Genomic DNA, 23,286 nt, shown 5'->3' on the forward strand with positions numbered 1-23,286 from the left:
TCTACGGCAAAGTCTAATACAGCAAGGGGAGACAGCCTAAGCCATCTCCCCTATCACATCGATTCAGCCGTCAACGTTCGTCTTGAGACTGTTGCTGTCGAGCAGAGATTGAATGATCTGCGTATCCGTGTCGCCACCTGATGTCAGGTCGACATCCTGCAGATTGATCTCTTGCGTGATATTGCTGCCGTCGGATCCGTCGACACTGATCTCGATATTGGTGCCACCTTCTCCGTCTGACTCGAAGTGCAGGAAGCTCGAGAGCGTATCGGCATCATCGTTGGACTGAAGCAGATCGGACAGATCGATGACATCGCCATCCGCGACACTGAAGTCGGTGATGGTATCCGTCGCCATGCCGCCTTCGCTGTTGATGTCATGACCGCTCAGCCACTGGAAGGTGTCGGCACCATCGCCGCCGGTCAGGATGTCATTGCCGGCACCTCCGACCAGAAGATCATCGCCGTCACCACCAGAGAGGATATCGTTGCCGGTGCCGCCTCTCAGCGTATCGTTGCCACTGCCGCCTTCCAGACGATCACTGCCCTCGCCACCGCTCAGGGTGTCATTGCCGCCTTGGCCAATCAGATAGTCCGCATAGAACGGGCCATCGCCATCGCCCGTCAGGGTCTCGTTGCCAGAGGTCCCGATCAGGACCGACAGCTTGTCGACGTCGATGCTGACACTTGAGGCGTTGGTATCCCCGTCATTGTCGACCGTCACGTAATCGAAGCTGTCTGTGGAGCGCTCAGTAACATTGCTAGGCGGCGTGTAGGCGAAGTCACCGCTCCCCAGATTGAACAGCATGCTGCCACCCAGGTCCGTAGAGATGGTCAACTCCAGGCTGCCCGCATCGTAGCTGCTATTGTCCGTGCCCACTGCAGACACGGTGTTGGTGGCCGGGTCATAACTGTAGGTCGTGCCATCCACGGTGACCGATTGCAGATAACCGCCATCCGCCCCCAACAGACTGCCATCCACGGAGCTGCCCGAGACAAGCTGACCACTGACCGGTGATTGGACAGTAGCGGCGAGGGTATCGTCGAGATCCTCAAAGCTGGTAACGACAGTGCTATCGAGGTCTTCATCCGCTGAACCGTCATAGGCAACCGGATCAAGGTTGGACTCTGTGACGTTGCTACCCAGGCCGATAGCGTAGGACTTGATGCCATTATCGACCAGGAAGTCAGTCCAGATATCCTCTTCATCGTTCGAGATACCGGCATCTGCTCTGTAAATGGTATTCCCCACAAGCACATTCAGCGCTTCATCATCACCATCGCCAAAGTTTGGCTCACCATCAGAGAAGAAATAGGAAATGCTTTGCGCATCCTCCAATGCTCCATCTTCAGAATAATTCTCGATAGCAGCTGCAAGAGCGGAATCATAATTGGTATAACCACCGGCCTGCAGGTTATCCAGAATGCTCTCAGCCTCTCCTACGGTCACCCAAGCATTCTGAGCCGTACCGATGGATGAGAATGTCACCAGATTGATACGTACGTCACCAAAGTCATCGTAGGCCTCAATCAGAGACTTGATGGAATCAATAGCACTCTGCAGGCGAGTTTCACCATCGATTCCATCAGTTGCATTCATGGAACCTGACACATCAAGAATGATAGTGAGATTGGTATCCACCAGGGTCGACGAGAAGCTCTGCGCTTCCTGCTGCTCTGGGGCATCATCCTCGATGCCGATGGTCAGCGTGCCGATGGAGCTGGCGCCTTCGCTATCCGTTGCGAGCACACCGAAGTCCAGAGACAGGACATCTTCACCATCACCCGAGTGATCGACCGCCTGACTCAGAGTGAAGGTATAGGCGCCACTGTCATCGATGGTCACCGTCGCGACTTCATTGCCATCAGCATCGGTTGCCACCATTGACTGGGTGCCGCTGCCGGACCAAGACACCGCACTACCACCGGAGGTGATGGCCGTGGCAGGAGCCGTCAATACCAGCGACACGCTGTCACTGTCGACATCCGTGACGGAAACCGTACCGGTGACAGTGGTGGCATCGGTGGTATCCGTGAAGCCATCAGCCGCATCGCTATCGGCGATACCGCCTTCGAGCCCTTCTTCGCTGACGCGGCCTTCAGTCGCAGTCACCACCGGGGCATCATTCGTCCCCTGAATGGTAATGGTGACATCCTGGGTAGCTGTCGCTCCCGCCGTATCCGTGACAATGACGGTGTAGGTCAGGACCAGCGACTCACCTGCAGGCAGGTAGTCGAAGCTTTCCCCGGCAGCGCTGCTGTCGAAGGACCAGTTGAGCGTACCTTCAGTGCTCTCGTCATCGATGATGGCCCCGGTATCCACACCCAGCAGCGCAAGCAGGTCATCGTTGTCCAACGTGCCGGTATCGCCATCACTGGAGACGCCGGTAACGCTCGGCGTCACGCTATTGCTGAGATCCACGTCATCCACCGACAGAGTCCCGCTGGCACTCAGCGGTGAACCCGTCTCCGTCAGGCTGGCGGCGGCACTGTCGCCACTGCTGACACTTATCTCCGGCGCATCGTTGCTACCTTTGATGGTGATGGTCAGCGTGGTAGTGGCGGTATCACCGTCAGCATCCGTGATCACATAGGTATAGACATCCGTGACCGACTCACCGGCCGCCAGGTACTGCAGGTCGTCGCGTGCTGACTGATAGCTGTAGGATCCATCCGCCGCCAGGGTCAGCTCGCCGTGCTCACCCGTGATCACGGCCGCCGCGCCATCGCTCACCGGGGCAGTCTCCGCTCCGGCGATGACGGCAGTCACGGTGACCGCATCGGCACCCAGAGTATCGGCAGTCGCCGATGTGCCATCCACGACATTGCCGACAACGGCAGCATTGCGATTCTCGCCAATGCTTCGCGTATCAGCGTTGGCTACCGGCGCCGTATCCAGCACCGTGACATCGAGACTGTCACTGGTGCTCTGGCCTGCCAGATCCGTTACCACGACGGTGAAACCATCGACGACGCTGTCATCGCCATCTGTGTGATCAGCCGCTGTGCCATCTTCCACATAGGTGTAGGTGACCTCACCGCTGTCGGCGTCGTAGCCAGTCACGGTCAGCGTGCCTTCACCATCTGGATTGGAGATCACTACCGGTGTGTTGCTGGCATCCGTGATATCCACGCCAGCGATCGTCACTGCCGCGATACCTGCTGCAGCTGACACGGTAAAGGTATTGGTGAGCGTGCTTCCGGTCGCTTCGGTGACGGACTGGTCTTCCAGTGAACGGATGACCGGCAGCGCATCATCAGCCCCCTTGATGACGATATCCACTGTCGTGCTGGAGCCATCGCTGAGCTGCACGATGTACTGCTCATTGATCGTGTCGGCAGATGTCAGCCCCTGCACAGCGGCAGTGTCGTTATCCAGCGTATAGGTCCAGTTGCCGTCGGAATCGACGGCGAAGGTACCGTAGAGACTGCTGTCGTCAGTGGCCGGCGTGAACGTCGGCGCGTCACTATCGACATCGGTCGCGGTCAGCGTCCCTGAAGCTTCCGTCACACCATCTTCGGCAACAGCGCCATCATCGGCACTGATGACGACAGGGTCATCAATCGCTGCGACGTCCTCGAAGCTGAGAATGGCTTCATCGAACTCGGTGCCATCCGTGATCACATAAGTGGTGTCGGGTACCGGACCGTTGTAATTCTCACCGGGCGTGAAGGTGAAGGTACCGTCAGCATTGATCAGAAGTGTGCCGACTTCGCCAAGATCCGCTGTCTTGCCCGGGTCGTACATAACCCCGTCAACAGTGAAGCTGACGACGCTCAACTCATCACCATCGGCGTCGACGTCGTTGTTCAGGACGTTGCCGCTGACCGGAGTATCTTCCTCGACCACTATCGGACCGTCGTCATAGGCCACCGGCTTGTCATTCAAGCCCTGGACATTGATGGTGATGTCGGCGGTATCCGAGTCGCCATCCGCATCCAGGATGGTGTACTCGAATACTTCCTTGACGAGGTCACCGGCACCCAGTGCCTGAGCGCGCGCATCATCAAGGTCATAACTGAAGGTGCCATCGGTATTGATGGTCAAGCTGCCGTAGCTGCCATCGACCGTAACGCTACCCTCATTGTCTGCCAGTGAAATGCCATCGAGATGCGTGATGGTCACGCCATCAGCGCCTAGCTCATCCTGTCCGCCGCCGACAACACTGGAAATGACATTGGTGTTGATCACCGGCTCACCATCCGGAGACGTATCATCTTCGCGAATGGTATAGGTGTCGTCATTGGCGACAGGCGCGGTATCCAGAATCTTGACGTCAAGGCTGTCGCTGGTGCTCTGCCCGGCCAGGTCAGTGACGACCACGGCGTAGTTGTCGAACACGCTATCGTCGCCACCCGAGTGATCCGCAACCGTGCCATCCTCCACATAGGTGTAGGACACGGTGCCGGCATCGTAGCCCGTGATGGTCAGCGTGCCTTCGTCATCAGTCGCACCCGGAATCACGATGGGGTTATCCACTGACGCCGAAGTGATGTCCATACCATTGATGGTGACGCTGGCGATGCCGGCATCCGCTGCCACCTCGAAGGTGTCAGTGACCGTCTCACCCGTGCCCTCAGTCACTTCCTTGTCAGCCAGCGTGATGACCGGCGCTGCGTCGGCCGAGCCCGTGATATTGATGGTCAGCGTGGTGCTGGAATAGTCGCCATCGCTGTCTTCCAGCACATAGGTGAAGACGTCTTCCGCCGATTCACCCTCTGCCAGAGTCTGCGTCTTGGTGGTATCCAGAACGTAGGTATAGCTGCCGTCGCTGTTGAGCGTCAGCGTGCCGTAGTCACCCGTGACCGTGGCACTGCCGCCGTCAGCAATTCCGGTATCGTTCAGTTTGCAGACCATGAACGGCGCATCTGCACCCAGGATGTCCTCATTGTCACTGGCACCATCAATCACGTTGCCCGTGAGCTCGTCCGTCGCATCTTCATCAATATCGCGCTCATCCGGCTTGGCCGTCGGCGCGGTATCCAGAATCTTGACGTCAAGACTGTCGCTGGTGCTCTGCCCGGCCAGATCAGTGACGACCACGGCGTAGTTGTCGAACACGCTATCGTCGCCATCCGAGTGATCCGCAGCCGTGCCATCCTCCACATAGGTGTAGGACACGGTACCGGAATCGTAGCCCGTGATGGTCAGCGTGCCTTCGTCATCAGTCGCGCCCGGAATCACGATGGGGTTATCCACCGACGCCGAAGTGATATCCGTGCCATTGATGGTGACGCTGGCGATGCCGGCATCCGCTGCCACCTCGAAGGTGTCAGTGACCGTCTCACCCGTGGCCTCGGTCACTTCCTTGTCAGCCAGCGTGATGACCGGCACTGCGTCGTCCACGCCGGTGATCAGGATGTCGACCGTGGTGGTCGAGCCATCGCTGAGCGTGACGGTGTAGGTCTCGGTGACGGTCTCGCCGGCAGCCAGCGCCTGGGTCTCGGCGGCGTCATTGTCGAGGGCGTAGGTCCAGCTGCCGTCGGCGGCGACCGTGAAGCTGCCGTAGACACTGCTGTCATCGGTGGCGGCGTCGAAGGTCGGCGCGGTGCCGTCCACGTCGGTGGCGGTCAGCGTGCCGCTGGTGACCAGGGTGGTGTCTTCGGTGACTTCGCCGCTGTCATCGGAGATCTCGGCACCGTCGTCCACGCCGGTGATCAGGATGTCGACCGTGGTGGTCGAGCCATCGCTGAGCGTGACGGTGTAGGTCTCGGTGACGGTCTCGCCGGCGGCTAGCGCCTGGGTCTCGGCGGCGTCGTTGTCGAGGGTGTAGGTCCAGCTGCCGTCGGCGGCGACCGTGAAGCTGCCGTAGACACTGCTGTCATCGGTGGCGGCGTCGAAGGTCGGCGCGGTGCCGTCCACGTCGGTGGCGGTCAGCGTGCCGCTGGTGACCAGGGTGGTGTCTTCGGTGACTTCGCCGCTGTCCGCGGAGATCTCGGCACCGTCGTCCACGCCGGTGATCAGGATGTCGACCGTGGTGGTCGAGCCATCGCTCAGCGCGACGGTGTATTGCTCGGTGACCGTCTGGCCCTCGGCCAGCGCCTGGGTTTCCGTCGCATCGTTGTCGAGCGTGTAGGTCCACTCGCCAGCCTCGTTGACGCTGAAGCTGCCGTAGACACTGCTGCCATCGGTGGCCGCGACAAAGGCCAGGTCGGCGTTGTCGGCATCCGTCGCGGTCAGCGTGCCGCTGACCTCCTGGGTGGTGTCTTCTTCCACGGCGCCGGCATCGGTGGAGATGACCGGCGCGTCGTCGCTGCCGGTGATGGTGATGAGGACGTTCTGGGTGTCAGTCGCGCCAGCGGTGTCCGTGACCGTCACTGCATAGGTCAGCGTCAGCACCTCACCCGCCGCCAGATAGTCGAAGCCCTCCCCGACCGTGCTGCTGTCGAAGGTCCAGGTGAGATTGCCGTCAGTGCCGGTGCCCTCGATGATGGCCGCGGCATCCACGCCCAGCATGCCGAGCAGGTCATCATTGTCCAGCGTGCCGGTATCCCCATCACTGGAGACACTGGTGACGCTCGGCGTGACGCTGTCGGTGAGGTCCACGTCCGACACGGACAGCGTGCCCGTGGCCGACAGCGGCGCATTCGCTTCTGCCAGACTGGCCGCGGCACTGTCGTCCGCGTCCACACGGATCAGCGGGCCATCGTTGTCACCGGTGATGGTGATGTCGACCGTGGTGGTCGAGCCATCGCTCAGCGCGACGGTGTATTGCTCGGTGACCGTCTGGCCCTCGGCCAGCGCCTGGGTCGCCTCAGCCTCGTTGGCCAGTTCGTAGGTCCAGTTGCCCGCATCATCGACCGTGAAGGTGCCGTAGTCGCTGCCATCGGTGGCCGCGACAAAGGCCAGGTCGGCGTTGTCGGCATCCGTCGCGGTCAGCGTGCCGCTGACCTCCTGGGTGGTGTCTTCTTCCACGGCGCCGGCATCGGTGGAGATGACCGGCGCGTCGTCGCTGCCGGTGATGGTGATGAGGACGTTCTGGGTGTCAGTCGCGCCAGCGGTGTCCGTGACCGTCACTGCATAGGTCAGCGTCAGCACCTCACCCGCCGCCAGATAGTCGAAGCCCTCCCCGACCGTGCTGCTGTCGAAGGTCCAGGTGAGATTGCCGTCAGTGCCGGTGCCCTCGATGATGGCCGCGGCATCCACGCCCAGCATGCCGAGCAGGTCATCATTGTCCAGCGTGCCGGTATCCCCGTCACTGGAGACACTGGTGACGCTCGGCGTGACGCTGTCGGTGAGGTCCACGTCCGACACGGACAGCGTGCCCGTGGCCGACAGCGGCGCATTCGCTTCTGCCAGACTGGCCGCGGCACTGTCGTCCGCGTCCACACGGATCAGCGGGCCATCGTTGTCACCGGTGATGGTGATGTCGACCGTGGTGGTCGAGCCATCGCTCAGCGCGACGGTGTATTGCTCGGTGACCGTCTGGCCCTCGGCCAGCGCCTGGGTCGCCTCAGCCTCGTTGGCCAGTTCGTAGGTCCAGTTGCCCGCATCATCGACCGTGAAGGTGCCGTAGTCGCTGCCATCGGTGGCCGCGACAAAGGCCAGGTCGGCGTTGTCGGCATCCGTCGCGGTCAGCGTGCCGCTGACCTCCTGGGTGGTGTCTTCTTCCACGGCGCCGGCATCGGTGGAGATGACCGGCGCGTCGTCGTTGCCGGTGATGGTGATGACAACGTTCTGGGTGTCAGTCGCGCCAGCGGTGTCCGTGACCGTCACTGCATAGGTCAGCGTCAGCACCTCACCCGCCGCCAGATAGTCGAAGTCTTCCCCGACCGTGCTGCTGTCGAAGGTCCAGGTGAGATTGCCGTCGGTGTCGGTGCCCTCGATGATGGCCGCGGCATCCACGCCCAGCATGCCGAGCAGGTCATCATTGTCCAGCGTGCCGGTATCCCCGTCACTGGAGACACTGGTGACGCTCGGCGTGACGCTGTCGGTGAGGTCCACGTCCGACACGGACAGCGTGCCCGTGGCCGACAGCGGCGCATTCGCTTCTGCCAGACTGGCCGCGGCACTGTCGTCCGCGTCCACACGGATCAGCGGGCCATCGTTGTCACCGGTGATGGTGATGTCGACCGTGGTGGTCGAGCCATCGCTCAGCGCGACGGTGTATTGCTCGGTGACCGTCTGGCCCTCGGCCAGCGCCTGGGTCGCCTCAGCCTCGTTGGCCAGTTCGTAGGTCCAGTTGCCCGCATCATCGACCGTGAAGGTGCCGTAGTCGCTGCCATCGGTGGCCGCGACAAAGGCCAGGTCGGCGTTGTCGGCATCCGTCGCGGTCAGCGTGCCGCTGACCTCCTGGGTGGTGTCTTCTTCCACGGCGCCGGCATCGGTGGAGATGACCGGCGCGTCGTCGCTGCCGGTGATGGTGATGACAACGTTCTGGGTGTCAGTCGCGCCAGCGGTGTCCGTGACCGTCACTGCATAGGTCAGCGTCAGCGTCTCATCCGCCGCCAGATAGTCGAAGTCCTCCCCGACCGTGCTGCTATCGAAGGTCCAGGTGAGATTGCCATCGGTGTCGGTGCCCTCGATGATGGCCGTGGCATCCACGCCCAGCATGCCGAGCAGGTCATCATTGTCCAGCGTGCCGGTATCCCCATCACTGGAGACACTGGTGACGCTCGGCGTGACGCTGTCGGTGAGGTCCACGTCCGACACGGACAGCGTGCCCGTGGCCGACAGCGGCGCATTCGCTTCTGCCAGACTGGCCGCGGCACTGTCGTCCGCGTCCACACGGATCAGCGGGCCATCGTTGTCACCGGTGATGGTGATGTCGACCGTGGTGGTCGAGCCATCGCTCAGCGCGACGGTGTATTGCTCGGTGACCGTCTGGCCCTCGGCCAGCGCCTGGGTCGCCTCAGCCTCGTTGGCCAGTTCGTAGGTCCAGTTGCCCGCATCATCGACCGTGAAGGTGCCGTAGTCGCTGCCATCGGTGGCCGCGACAAAGGCCAGGTCGGCGTTGTCGGCATCCGTCGCGGTCAGCGTGCCGCTGACCTCCTGGGTGGTGTCTTCTTCCACGGCGCCGGCATCGGTGGAGATGACCGGCGCGTCGTCGTTGCCGGTGATGGTGATGACAACGTTCTGGGTGTCAGTCGCCCCGGCGGTGTCCGTGACCGTCACTGCATAGGTCAGCGTCAGCGTCTCATCCGCCGCCAGATAGTCGAAGTCCTCCCCGACCGTGCTGCTATCGAAGGTCCAGGTGAGATTGCCATCGGTGTCGGTGCCCTCGATGATGGCCGCGGCATCCACGCCCAGCATGCCGAGCAGGTCATCATTGTCCAGCGTGCCGGTATCCCCGTCACTGGAGACACTGGTGACGCTCGGCGTGACGCTGTCGGTGAGGTCCACGTCCGACACGGACAGCGTGCCCGTGGCCGACAGCGGCGCATTCGCTTCTGCCAGACTGGCCGCGGCACTGTCGTCCGCGTCCACACGGATCAGCGGGCCATCGTTGTCACCGGTGATGGTGATGTCGACCGTGGTGGTCGAGCCATCGCTCAGCGCGACGGTGTATTGCTCGGTGACCGTCTGGCCCTCGGCCAGCGCCTGGGTTTCCGTCGCATCGTTGTCGAGCGTGTAGGTCCACTCGCCAGCCTCGTTGACGCTGAAGCTGCCGTAGACACTGCTGTCATCGGTGGCGGCGACGAAGGCCAGGTCGGCGTTGTCGGCATCCGTCGCGGTCAGCGTGCCGCTGACCTCCTGGGTGGTGTCTTCTTCCACGGCGCCGGCATCGGTGGAGATGACCGGCGCGTCGTCGCTGCCGGTGATGGTGATGACAACGTTCTGGGTGTCAGTCGCGCCAGCGGTGTCCGTGACCGTCACTGCATAGGTCAGCGTCAGCGTCTCATCCGCCGCCAGATAGTCGAAGTCCTCCCCGACCGTGCTGCTATCGAAGGTCCAGGTGAGATTGCCATCGGTGTCGGTGCCCTCGATGATGGCCGCGGCATCCACGCCCAGCATGCCGAGCAGGTCATCATTGTCCAGCGTGCCGGTATCCCCGTCACTGGAGACACTGGTGACGCTCGGCGTGACGCTGTCGGTGAGGTCCACGTCCGACACGGACAGCGTGCCCGTGGCCGACAGCGGCGCATTCGCTTCTGCCAGACTGGCCGCGGCACTGTCGTCCGCGTCCACACGGATCAGCGGGCCATCGTTGTCACCGGTGATGGTGATGTCGACCGTGGTGGTCGAGCCATCGCTCAGCGCGACGGTGTATTGCTCGGTGACCGTCTGGCCCTCGGCCAGCGCCTGGGTTTCCGTCGCATCGTTGTCGAGCGTGTAGGTCCACTCGCCAGCCTCGTTGACGCTGAAGCTGCCGTAGACACTGCTGTCATCGGTGGCGGCGACGAAGGCCAGGTCGGCGTTGTCGGCATCCGTCGCGGTCAGCGTGCCGCTGACCTCCTGGGTGGTGTCTTCTTCCACGGCGCCGGCATCGGTGGAGATGACCGGCGCGTCGTCGTTGCCGGTGATGGTGATGACAACGTTCTGGGTGTCAGTCGCCCCGGCGGTGTCCGTGACCGTCACTGCATAGGTCAGCGTCAGCACCTCACCCGCCGCCAGATAGTCGAAGTCTTCCCCGACCGTGCTGCTGTCGAAGGTCCAGGTGAGATTGCCGTCGGTGTCGGTGCCCTCGATGATGGCCGCGGCATCCACGCCCAGCATGCCGAGCAGGTCATCATTGTCCAGCGTGCCGGTATCCCCGTCACTGGAGACACTGGTGACGCTCGGCGTGACGCTGTCGGTGAGGTCCACGTCCGACACGGACAGCGTGCCCGTGGCCGACAGCGGCGCATTCGCTTCTGCCAGACTGGCCGCGGCACTGTCGTCCGCGTCCACACGGATCAGCGGGCCATCGTTGTCACCGGTGATGGTGATGTCGACCGTGGTGGTCGAGCCATCGCTCAGCGCGACGGTGTATTGCTCGGTGACCGTCTGGCCCTCGGCCAGCGCCTGGGTCGCCTCAGCCTCGTTGGCCAGTTCGTAGGTCCAGTTGCCCGCATCATCGACCGTGAAGGTGCCGTAGTCGCTGCCATCGGTGGCCGCGACAAAGGCCAGGTCGGCGTTGTCGGCATCCGTCGCGGTCAGCGTGCCGCTGACCTCCTGGGTGGTGTCTTCTTCCACGGCGCCGGCATCGGTGGAGATGACCGGCGCGTCGTCGCTGCCGGTGATGGTGATGACAACGTTCTGGGTGTCAGTCGCGCCAGCGGTGTCCGTGACCGTCACTGCATAGGTCAGCGTCAGCGTCTCATCCGCCGCCAGATAGTCGAAGTCCTCCCCGACCGTGCTGCTATCGAAGGTCCAGGTGAGATTGCCATCGGTGTCGGTGCCCTCGATGATGGCCGTGGCATCCACGCCCAGCATGCCGAGCAGGTCATCATTGTCCAGCGTGCCGGTATCCCCATCACTGGAGACACTGGTGACGCTCGGCGTGACGCTGTCGGTGAGGTCCACGTCCGACACGGACAGCGTGCCCGTGGCCGACAGCGGCGCATTCGCTTCTGCCAGACTGGCCGCGGCACTGTCGTCCGCGTCCACACGGATCAGCGGGCCATCGTTGTCACCGGTGATGGTGATGTCGACCGTGGTGGTCGAGCCATCGCTCAGCGCGACGGTGTATTGCTCGGTGACCGTCTGGCCCTCGGCCAGCGCCTGGGTCGCCTCAGCCTCGTTGGCCAGTTCGTAGGTCCAGTTGCCCGCATCATCGACCGTGAAGGTGCCGTAGTCGCTGCCATCGGTGGCCGCGACAAAGGCCAGGTCGGCGTTGTCGGCATCCGTCGCGGTCAGCGTGCCGCTGACCTCCTGGGTGGTGTCTTCTTCCACGGCGCCGGCATCGGTGGAGATGACCGGCGCGTCGTCGTTGCCGGTGATGGTGATGACAACGTTCTGGGTGTCAGTCGCCCCGGCGGTGTCCGTGACCGTCACTGCATAGGTCAGCGTCAGCGTCTCATCCGCCGCCAGATAGTCGAAGTCCTCCCCGACCGTGCTGCTATCGAAGGTCCAGGTGAGATTGCCATCGGTGTCGGTGCCCTCGATGATGGCCGCGGCATCCACGCCCAGCATGCCGAGCAGGTCATCATTGTCCAGCGTGCCGGTATCCCCGTCACTGGAGACACTGGTGACGCTCGGCGTGACGCTGTCGGTGAGGTCCACGTCCGACACGGACAGCGTGCCCGTGGCCGACAGCGGCGCATTCGCTTCTGCCAGACTGGCCGCGGCACTGTCGTCCGCGTCCACACGGATCAGCGGGCCATCGTTGTCACCGGTGATGGTGATGTCGACCGTGGTGGTCGAGCCATCGCTCAGCGCGACGGTGTATTGCTCGGTGACCGTCTGGCCCTCGGCCAGCGCCTGGGTTTCCGTCGCATCGTTGTCGAGCGTGTAGGTCCACTCGCCAGCCTCGTTGACGCTGAAGCTGCCGTAGACACTGCTGTCATCGGTGGCGGCGACGAAGGCCAGGTCGGCGTTGTCGGCATCCGTCGCGGTCAGCGTGCCGCTGACCTCCTGGGTGGTGTCTTCTTCCACGGCGCCGGCATCGGTGGAGATGACCGGCGCGTCGTCGCTGCCGGTGATGGTGATGACAACGTTCTGGGTGTCAGTCGCGCCAGCGGTGTCCGTGACCGTCACTGCATAGGTCAGCGTCAGCGTCTCATCCGCCGCCAGATAGTCGAAGTCCTCCCCGACCGTGCTGCTATCGAAGGTCCAGGTGAGATTGCCATCGGTGTCGGTGCCCTCGATGATGGCCGCGGCATCCACGCCCAGCATGCCGAGCAGGTCATCATTGTCCAGCGTGCCGGTATCCCCGTCACTGGAGACACTGGTGACGCTCGGCGTGACGCTGTCGGTGAGGTCCACGTCCGACACGGACAGCGTGCCCGTGGCCGACAGCGGCGCATTCGCTTCTGCCAGACTGGCCGCGGCACTGTCGTCCGCGTCCACACGGATCAGCGGGCCATCGTTGTCACCGGTGATGGTGATGTCGACCGTGGTGGTCGAGCCATCGCTCAGCGCGACGGTGTATTGCTCGGTGACCGTCTGGCCCTCGGCCAGCGCCTGGGTTTCCGTCGCATCGTTGTCGAGCGTGTAGGTCCACTCGCCAGCCTCGTTGACGCTGAAGCTGCCGTAGACACTGCTGTCATCGGTGGCGGCGACGAAGGCCAGGTCGGCGTTGTCGGCATCCGTCGCGGTCAGCGTGCCGCTGACCTCCTGGGTGGTGTCTTCTTCCACGGCGCCGGCATCGGTGGAGATGACCGGCGCGTCGTCGCTGCCGGTGATGGTGATGACAACGTTCTGGGTGTCAGTCGCGCCAGCGGTGTCCGTGACCGTCACTGCATAGGTCAGCGTCAGCGTCTCATCCGCCGCCAGATAGTCGAAGTCCTCCCCGACCGTGCTGCTATCGAAGGTCCAGGTGAGATTGCCATCGGTGTCGGTGCCCTCGATGATGGCCGTGGCATCCACGCCCAGCATGCCGAGCAGGTCATCATTGTCCAGCGTGCCGGTATCCCCATCACTGGAGACACTGGTGACGCTCGGCGTGACGCTGTCGGTGAGGTCCACGTCCGACACGGACAGCGTGCCCGTGGCCGACAGCGGCGCATTCGCTTCTGCCAGACTGGCCGCGGCACTGTCGTCCGCGTCCACACGGATCAGCGGGCCATCGTTGTCACCGGTGATGGTGATGTCGACCGTGGTGGTCGAGCCATCGCTCAGCGCGACGGTGTATTGCTCGGTGACCGTCTGGCCCTCGGCCAGCGCCTGGGTCGCCTCAGCCTCGTTGGCCAGTTCGTAGGTCCAGTTGCCCGCATCATCGACCGTGAAGGTGCCGTAGTCGCTGCCATCGGTGGCCGCGACAAAGGCCAGGTCGGCGTTGTCGGCATCCGTCGCGGTCAGCGTGCCGCTGACCTCCTGGGTGGTGTCTTCTTCCACGGCGCCGGCATCGGTGGAGATGACCGGCGCGTCGTCGTTGCCGGTGATGGTGATGACAACGTTCTGGGTGTCAGTCGCCCCGGCGGTGTCCGTGACCGTCACTGCATAGGTCAGCGTCAGCACCTCACCCGCCGCCAGATAGTCGAAGTCTTCCCCGACCGTGCTGCTGTCGAAGGTCCAGGTGAGATTGCCGTCGGTGTCGGTGCCCTCGATGATGGCCGCGGCATCCACGCCCAGCATGCCGAGCAGGTCATCATTGTCCAGCGTGCCGGTATCCCCGTCACTGGAGACACTGGTGACGCTCGGCGTGACGCTGTCGGTGAGGTCCACGTCCGACACGGACAGCGTGCCCGTGGCCGACAGCGGCGCATTCGCTTCTGCCAGACTGGCCGCGGCACTGTCGTCCGCGTCCACACGGATCAGCGGGCCATCGTTGTCACCGGTGATGGTGATGTCGACCGTGGTGGTCGAGCCATCGCTCAGCGCGACGGTGTATTGCTCGGTGACCGTCTGGCCCTCGGCCAGCGCCTGGGTTTCCGTCGCATCGTTGTCGAGCGTGTAGGTCCACTCGCCAGCCTCGTTGACGCTGAAGCTGCCGTAGACACTGCTGCCATCGGTGGCCGCGACAAAGGCCAGGTCGGCGTTGTCGGCATCCGTCGCGGTCAGCGTGCCGCTGACCTCCTGGGTGGTGTCTTCTTCCACGGCGCCGGCATCGGTGGAGATGACCGGCGCGTCGTCGCTGCCGGTGATGGTGATGAGGACGTTCTGGGTGTCAGTCGCGCCAGCGGTGTCCGTGACCGTCACTGCATAGGTCAGCGTCAGCACCTCACCCGCCGCCAGATAGTCGAAGCCCTCCCCGACCGTGCTGCTGTCGAAGGTCCAGGTGAGATTGCCGTCAGTGCCGGTGCCCTCGATGATGGCCGCGGCATCCACGCCCAGCATGCCGAGCAGGTCATCATTGTCCAGCGTGCCGGTATCCCCGTCACTGGAGACACTGGTGACGCTCGGCGTGACGCTGTCGGTGAGGTCCACGTCCGACACGGACAGCGTGCCCGTGGCCGACAGCGGCGCATTCGCTTCTGCCAGACTGGCCGCGGCACTGTCGTCCGCGTCCACACGGATCAGCGGGCCATCGTTGTCACCGGTGATGGTGATGTCGACCGTGGTGGTCGAGCCATCGCTCAGCGCGACGGTGTATTGCTCGGTGACCGTCTGGCCCTCGGCCAGCGCCTGGGTCGCCTCAGCCTCGTTGGCCAGTTCGTAGGTCCAGTTGCCCGCATCATCGACCGTGAAGGTGCCGTAGTCGCTGCCATCGGTGGCCGCGACAAAGGCCAGGTCGGCGTTGTCGGCATCCGTCGCGGTCAGCGTGCCGCTGACCTCCTGGGTGGTGTCTTCTTCCACGGCGCCGGCATCGGTGGAGATGACCGGCGCGTCGTCGCTGCCGGTGATGGTGATGAGGACGTTCTGGGTGTCAGTCGCGCCAGCGGTGTCCGTGACCGTCACTGCATAGGTCAGCGTCAGCACCTCACCCGCCGCCAGATAGTCGAAGCCCTCCCCGACCGTGCTGCTGTCGAAGGTCCAGGTGAGATTGCCGTCAGTGCCGGTGCCCTCGATGATGGCCGCGGCATCCACGCCCAGCATGCCGAGCAGGTCATCATTGTCCAGCGTGCCGGTATCCCCGTCACTGGAGACACTGGTGACGCTCGGCGTGACGCTGTCGGTGAGGTCCACGTCCGACACGGACAGCGTGCCCGTGGCCGACAGCGGCGCATTCGCTTCTGCCAGACTGGCCGCGGCACTGTCGTCCGCGTCCACACGGATCAGCGGGCCATCGTTGTCACCGGTGATGGTGATGTCGACCGTGGTGGTCGAGCCATCGCTCAGCGCGACGGTGTATTGCTCGGTGACCGTCTGGCCCTCGGCCAGCGCCTGGGTCGCCTCAGCCTCGTTGGCAAGTTCGTAGATCCAGTTGCCCGCATCATCGACCGTGAAGGTGCCGTAGTCGCTGCCATCGGTGGCCGCGACAAAGGCCAGGTCGGCGTTGTCGGCATCCGTCGCGGTCAGCGTGCCGCTGACCTCCTGGGTGGTGTCTTCTTCCACGGCGCCGGCATCGGTGGAGATGACCGGCGCGTCGTCGTTGCCGGTGATGGTGATGACAACGTTCTGGGTGTCAGTCGCGCCAGCGGTGTCCGTGACCGTCACTGCATAGGTCAGCGTCAGCACCTCACCCGCCGCCAGATAGTCGAAGTCTTCCCCGACCGTGCTGCTGTCGAAGGTCCAGGTGAGATTGCCGTCGGTGTCGGTGCCCTCGATGATGGCCGCGGCATCCACGCCCAGCATGCCGAGCAGGTCATCATTGTCCAGCGTGCCGGTATCCCCGTCACTGGAGACACTGGTGACGCTCGGCGTGACGCTGTCGGTGAGGTCCACGTCCGACACGGACAGCGTGCCCGTGGCCGACAGCGGCGCATTCGCTTCTGCCAGACTGGCCGCGGCACTGTCGTCCGCGTCCACACGGATCAGCGGGCCATCGTTGTCACCGGTGATGGTGATGTCGACCGTGGTGGTCGAGCCATCGCTCAGCGCGACGGTGTATTGCTCGGTGACCGTCTGGCCCTCGGCCAGCGCCTGGGTCGCCTCAGCCTCGTTGGCCAGTTCGTAGGTCCAGTTGCCCGCATCATCGACCGTGAAGGTGCCGTAGTCGCTGCCATCGGTGGCCGCGACAAAGGCCAGGTCGGCGTTGTCGGCATCCGTCGCGGTCAGCGTGCCGCTGACCTCCTGGGTGGTGTCTTCTTCCACGGCGCCGGCATCGGTGGAGATGACCGGCGCGTCGTCGCTGCCGGTGATGGTGATGACAACGTTCTGGGTGTCAGTCGCGCCAGCGGTGTCCGTGACCGTCACTGCATAGGTCAGCGTCAGCGTCTCATCCGCCGCCAGATAGTCGAAGTCCTCCCCGACCGTGCTGCTATCGAAGGTCCAGGTGAGATTGCCATCGGTGTCGGTGCCCTCGATGATGGCCGTGGCATCCACGCCCAGCATGCCGAGCAGGTCATCATTGTCCAGCGTGCCGGTATCCCCATCACTGGAGACACTGGTGACGCTCGGCGTGACGCTGTCGGTGAGGTCCACGTCCGACACGGACAGCGTGCCCGTGGCCGACAGCGGCGCATTCGCTTCTGCCAGACTGGCCGCGGCACTGTCGTCCGCGTCCACACGGATCAGCGGGCCATCGTTGTCACCGGTGATGGTGATGTCGACCGTGGTGGTCGAGCCATCGCTCAGCGCGACGGTGTATTGCTCGGTGACCGTCTGGCCCTCGGCCAGCGCCTGGGTCGCCTCAGCCTCGTTGGCCAGTTCGTAGGTCCAGTTGCCCGCATCATCGACCGTGAAGGTGCCGTAGTCGCTGCCATCGGTGGCCGCGACAAAGGCCAGGTCGGCGTTGTCGGCATCCGTCGCGGTCAGCGTGCCGCTGACCTCCTGGGTGGTGTCTTCTTCCACGGCGCCGGCATCGGTGGAGATGACCGGCGCGTCGTCGTTGCCGGTGATGGTGATGACAACGTTCTGGGTGTCAGTCGCCCCGGCGGTGTCCGTGACCGTCACTGCATAGGTCAGCGTCAGCGTCTCATCCGCCGCCAGATAGTCGAAGTCCTCCCCGACCGTGCTGCTATCGAAGGTCCAGGTGAGATTGCCATCGGTGTCGGTGCCCTCGATGATGGCCGCGGCATCCACGCCCAGCATGCCGAGCAGGTCATCATTGTCCAGCGTGCCGGTATCCCCGTCACTGGAGACACTGGTGACGCTCGGCGTGACGCTGTCGGTGAGGTCCACGTCCGACACGGACAGCGTGCCCGTGGCCGACAGCGGCGCATTCGCTTCTGCCAGACTGGCCGCGGCACTGTCGTCCGCGTCCACACGGATCAGCGGGCCATCGTTGTCACCGGTGATGGTGATGTCGACCGTGGTGGTCGAGCCATCGCTCAGCGCGACGGTGTATTGCTCGGTGACCGTCTGGCCCTCGGCCAGCGCCTGGGTCGCCTCAGCCTCGTTGGCCAGTTCGTAGGTCCAGTTGCCCGCATCATCGACCGTGAAGGTGCCGTAGTCGCTGCCATCGGTGGCCGCGACAAAGGCCAGGTCGGCGTTGTCGGCATCCGTCGCGGTCAGCGTGCCGCTGACCTCCTGGGTGGTGTCTTCTTCCACGGCGCCGGCATCGGTGGAGATGACCGGCGCGTCGTCGTTGCCGGTGATGGTGATGACAACGTTCTGGGTGTCAGTCGCGCCAGCGGTGTCCGTGACCGTCACTGCATAGGTCAGCGTCAGCACCTCACCCGCCGCCAGATAGTCGAAGTCTTCCCCGACCGTGCTGCTGTCGAAGGTCCAGGTGAGATTGCCGTCGGTGTCGGTGCCCTCGATGATGGCCGCGGCATCCACGCCCAGCATGCCGAGCAGGTCATCATTGTCCAGCGTGCCGGTATCCCCGTCACTGGAGACACTGGTGACGCTCGGCGTGACGCTGTCGGTGAGGTCCACGTCCGACACGGACAGCGTGCCCGTGGCCGACAGCGGCGCATTCGCTTCTGCCAGACTGGCCGCGGCACTGTCGTCCGCGTCCACACGGATCAGCGGGCCATCGTTGTCACCGGTGATGGTGATGTCGACCGTGGTGGTCGAGCCATCGCTCAGCGCGACGGTGTATTGCTCGGTGACCGTCTGGCCCTCGGCCAGCGCCTGGGTCGCCTCAGCCTCGTTGGCAAGTTCGTAGATCCAGTTGCCCGCATCATCGACCGTGAAGGTGCCGTAGTCGCTGCCATCGGTGGCCGCGACAAAGGCCAGGTCGGCGTTGTCGGCATCCGTCGCGGTCAGCGTGCCGCTGACCTCCTGGGTGGTGTCTTCTTCCACGGCGCCGGCATCGGTGGAGATGACCGGCGCGTCGTCGTTGCCGGTGATGGTGATGACAACGTTCTGGGTGTCAGTCGCGCCAGCGGTGTCCGTGACCGTCACTGCATAGGTCAGCGTCAGCACCTCACCCGCCGCCAGATAGTCGAAGTCTTCCCCGACCGTGCTGCTGTCGAAGGTCCAGGTGAGATTGCCGTCGGTGTCGGTGCCCTCGATGATGGCCGCGGCATCCACGCCCAGCATGCCGAGCAGGTCATCATTGTCCAGCGTGCCGGTATCCCCGTCACTGGAGACACTGGTGACGCTCGGCGTGACGCTGTCGGTGAGGTCCACGTCCGACACGGACAGCGTGCCCGTGGCCGACAGCGGCGCATTCGCTTCTGCCAGACTGGCCGCGGCACTGTCGTCCGCGTCCACACGGATCAGCGGGCCATCGTTGTCACCGGTGATGGTGATGTCGACCGTGGTGGTCGAGCCATCGCTCAGCGCGACGGTGTATTGCTCGGTGACCGTCTGGCCCTCGGCCAGCGCCTGGGTCGCCTCAGCCTCGTTGGCAAGTTCGTAGATCCAGTTGCCCGCATCATCGACCGTGAAGGTGCCGTAGTCGCTGCCATCGGTGGCCGCGACAAAGGCCAGGTCGGCGTTGTCGTCATCCGTCGCAGTCAGCGTGCCGCTGGCTTCCGGGGTGGTGTCTTCGGTGACTTCCCCGCTGTCATCGGAGATCACGGCGCCGTCGTCCACGCCGGTGATCAGGATGTCGACCGTGGTGGTCGAGCCATCGCTCAGCTCGACGGTGTAGGTCTCGGTGACGGTCTCGCCGGCAGCCAGGGCCTGGGTCTCGGCAGCGTCGTTGTCGAGGGTGTAGGTCCAGCTGCCGTCGGCGGCGACCGTGAAGCTGCCGTAGACACTGCTGTCATCGGTGTCCGCCTCGAAGGTCGGCGCGGTGCCGTCCACGTCGGTGGCGGTCAGCGTGCCGCTGGTGACCAGGGTGCCGTCTTCGGTGACTTCGCCGCTGTCCGCGGAGATCTCGGCACCGTCGTCCACGCCAGTGATCAGGATATCGACCGTGGTGGTCGAGCCATCGCTGAGCTCGACCACGAACGACTGGCTGACAGTGTCACCTTCATTCAACCCCTGAACGACGTCGGCTTCGTTATTGAGGGTGTAGGTCCACTCCCCTGCCTCGTTGACGCTAAAAGTGCCGTAATCATCGCTTTGGGTGCCAGCGACAACATTAGTACTTTCGACATCGACAAGCGCGCCGGATGCTTCGGTAACGCCATCCTCCGTTACCTCTCCAGAATCGCCGCCAATCAGGGCGCCTACATCATTGCTGGTCGCGGTGTTGCCGGCCGGATCGGTGACCGAGGCCTCGACGCTGTACTCGCCTTCGCTCAGCGGCGTTTCAGCGTCGACCGTATAGGTGCCGTTCTCGACGGTGGCGGTGACGGTCTGTTCGTTGCCGTCGCTGTCAGTGATGACCAGGGTGACGGTGCTGCCATCGTCGGCATCGGTGGTACCGACGATGGTCGGCGTGGTGTCGGAGGTCAGTGCCGGAGCATCGACAGTCAGCGCCGGCGCGCTTGCGTCGATCTCGCCCACGTCATTGCTGGTCGCGGTGTTGCCGGTCGGATCGGTGACCGAGGCCTCGACACTGTATTCGCCTTCGCTCAGCGGTGTTTCGGCGTCGACCGTGTAGGTGCCGTTCTCGACGGTGGCGGTGACGGTCTGCTCGTTGCCGCCGCTGTCGGTGATGACCAGGGTGACGGTGCTGCCGTCTTCGGCATCGGTGGTACCGACGATGGTCGGCGTGGTGTCGGAGGTCAGTGCGGGAGCATCGACGGTGAGTGCCGGCGCACTTGCGTCGATCTCGCCCACGTCATTGCTGGTCGCGGTGTTGCCGGCCGGGTCGGTGACCGAGGCTTCGACGCTGTACTCGCCTTCGCTCAGCGGTGTCTCGGCATCGACGCTGTAGGTGCCGTTCCCCACAGTCGCGGTGACGGTCTGCTCGTTGCCGTCGCTGTCAATAATGACCAGCGTGACGGTGCTGCCGTCTTCGGCATCGGTAGTGCCGACGATGGTCGGCGTGGTGTCGGAGGTCAGCGCCGGAGCATCGACAGTCAGCGCCGGCGCGCTTGCGTCGATCTCGCCTACATCATTGCTGGTCGCGGTGTTGCCGGCCGGATCGGTGACCGAGGCTTCGACGCTGTATTCGCCTTCGCTCAGCGGCGTCTCGGCGTCAACCGTGTAGGTGCCGTTCTCGACAGTCGCGGTGACGGTCTGCTCGTTGCCGTCGCTGTCGGTGATGACCAGGGTGACGGTGCTGCCATCGTCGGCATCGGTGGTACCGACGATGGTCGGCGTGGTGTCAGAGGTCAGCGCCGGAGCATCGACGGTCAGCGCCGGCGCACTTGCGTCGATCTCGCCTACATCATTGCTGGTCGCGGTGTTGCCGGCCGGATCGGTGACCGAGGCTTCGACGCTGTATTCGCCTTCGCTCAGCGGCGTCTCGGCATCGACGCTGTAGGTGCCGTTCCCCACAGTCGCGGTGACGGTCTGCTCGTTGCCGTCGCTGTCAATAATGACCAGCGTGACGGTGCTGCCGTCTTCGGCATCGGTAGTGCCGACGATGGTCGGCGTGGTGTCGGAGGTCAGCGCCGGAGCATCGACAGTCAGCGCCGGCGCGCTTGCGTCGATCTCGCCTACATCATTGCTGGTCGCGGTGTTGCCGGCCGGATCGGTGACCGAGGCTTCGACGCTGTATTCGCCTTCGCTCAGCGGCGTCTCGGCGTCAACCGTGTAGGTGCCGTTCTCGACGGTGGCGGTGACGGTCTGCTCGTTGCCGTCGCTGTCGGTGATGACCAGGGTGACGGTGCTGCCATCGTCGGCATCGGTGGTACCGACGATGGTCGGCGTGGTGTCGGAGGTCAGCGCCGGAGCATCGACGGTCAGCGCCGGCGCACTGGCGTCGATCTCGCCCACGTCATTGCTGGTCGCGGTGTTGCCGGCCGGATCGATGACCGAGGCTTCGACGCTGTACTCGCCTTCGCTCAGCGGTGTCTCGGCGTCAACCGTGTAGGTGCCGTTCTCGACGGTGGCAGTGACGGTCTGTTCGTTGCCGTCGCTGTCAGTGATGACCAGGGTGACGGTGCTGTCGTCTTCGGCGTCGGTGGTGCCGACGATGGTCGGCGTGGTGTCGGAGGTCAGCGCGGGGGCATCGACGGTGAGCGCCGGCGCGCTTGCGTCGATCTCGCCCACATCATTGCTGGTCGCGGTGTTGCCGGCCGGATCGGTGACCGAGGCCTCGACGCTGTACTCGCCTTCGCTCAGCGGGGTCTCGGCGTCGACGCTGTAGGTGCCATTCTCGACGGTGGCGGTGACGGTCTGCTCGTTGCCGTCGCTGTCGGTGATGACCAGGGTGACGGTGCTGCCATCGTCGGCGTCGGTGGTGCCGACGATGGTCGGCGTGGTGTCGGAGGTCAGCGCGGGGGCATCGACGGTCAGCGCCGGCGCGCTTGCGTCGATCTCGCCCACGTCATTGCTGGTCGCGGTGTTGCCGGCCGGATCGGTGACCGAGGCCTCGACGCTGTACTCGCCTTCGCTCAGCGGCGTTTCAGCGTCGACCGTATAGGTGCCGTTCTCGACGGTGGCGGTGACGGTCTGCTCGTTGCCGTCGCTGTCGGTGATGACCAGCGTGACGGTGCTGCCGTCTTCGGCATCGGTGGTGCCGACGATGGTCGGCGTGGTGTCGGAGGTCAGTGCGGGAGCATCGACGGTGAGTGCCGGCGCACTTGCGTCGATCTCGCCCACGTCATTGCTGGTCGCGGTGTTGCCGGCCGGGTCGGTGACCGAGGCTTCGACGCTGTACTCGCCTTCGCTCAGCGGTGTCTCGGAATCGACGCTGTAGGTGCCGTTCTCGACGGTGGCGGTGACGGTCTGCTCGTTGCCGTCGCTGTCGGTGATGACCAGCGTGACGGTGCTGCCGTCTTCGGCATCGGTGGTGCCGACGATGGTCGGCGTGGTGTCGGAGGTCAGTGCCGGTGCATCGACCGACAAGGACAGCACGACCTCTGTGGGCAGTGTCGGATCAAGATCCAGCCCCAGGCCATCTTCGTCCTCATCATTGAATTCCGGGTCGGTAAAGCCGCCCTCATATTCATAGGAGGTCCGTTCGACACGCCCTTCACGCCCCACCCCAGAGGCATCCAGGAAACCACTACGACTGCTGCCCGGCGCACCGCCACTCTCACCGGCTGCGGGAGCTTCCTGAATCGCGGTCGGGTCTTCGCCACGAGCGATCGCTTCGCGCAACGCTTCCACTGCCGGGTCAACAGGCGCTTCCCCACGCGACTCGGCCAGCAACACCTCAACGCCGATCGGCGCCCCCTGCGGCACCACAAGCTGGGTGCCGTCTTCCAGCACCACGATCGCGCCCTGCGGTGCGACCAGAGTGGCTGTTGGTTCAAGCGTCATTCC

1 protein-coding gene is annotated in these 23,286 nt (G+C 64.1%); it reads right to left on the reverse strand.

The window, feature by feature from the left end; genetic code table 11:
• Positions 1-63 precede the first annotated feature (63 nt).
• A complete protein-coding gene (locus H2O77_RS14785; RefSeq protein ID WP_215823435.1) occupies positions 64-23,283 on the reverse strand; it encodes a VCBS domain-containing protein in 23,220 nt (7,739 codons plus the stop codon).
• Positions 23,284-23,286: the final 3 nt, after the last annotated feature.

It is taken from the genome of Cobetia sp. 4B, assembly GCF_018831605.1.
Classification (GTDB): domain Bacteria; phylum Pseudomonadota; class Gammaproteobacteria; order Pseudomonadales; family Halomonadaceae; genus Cobetia; species Cobetia amphilecti.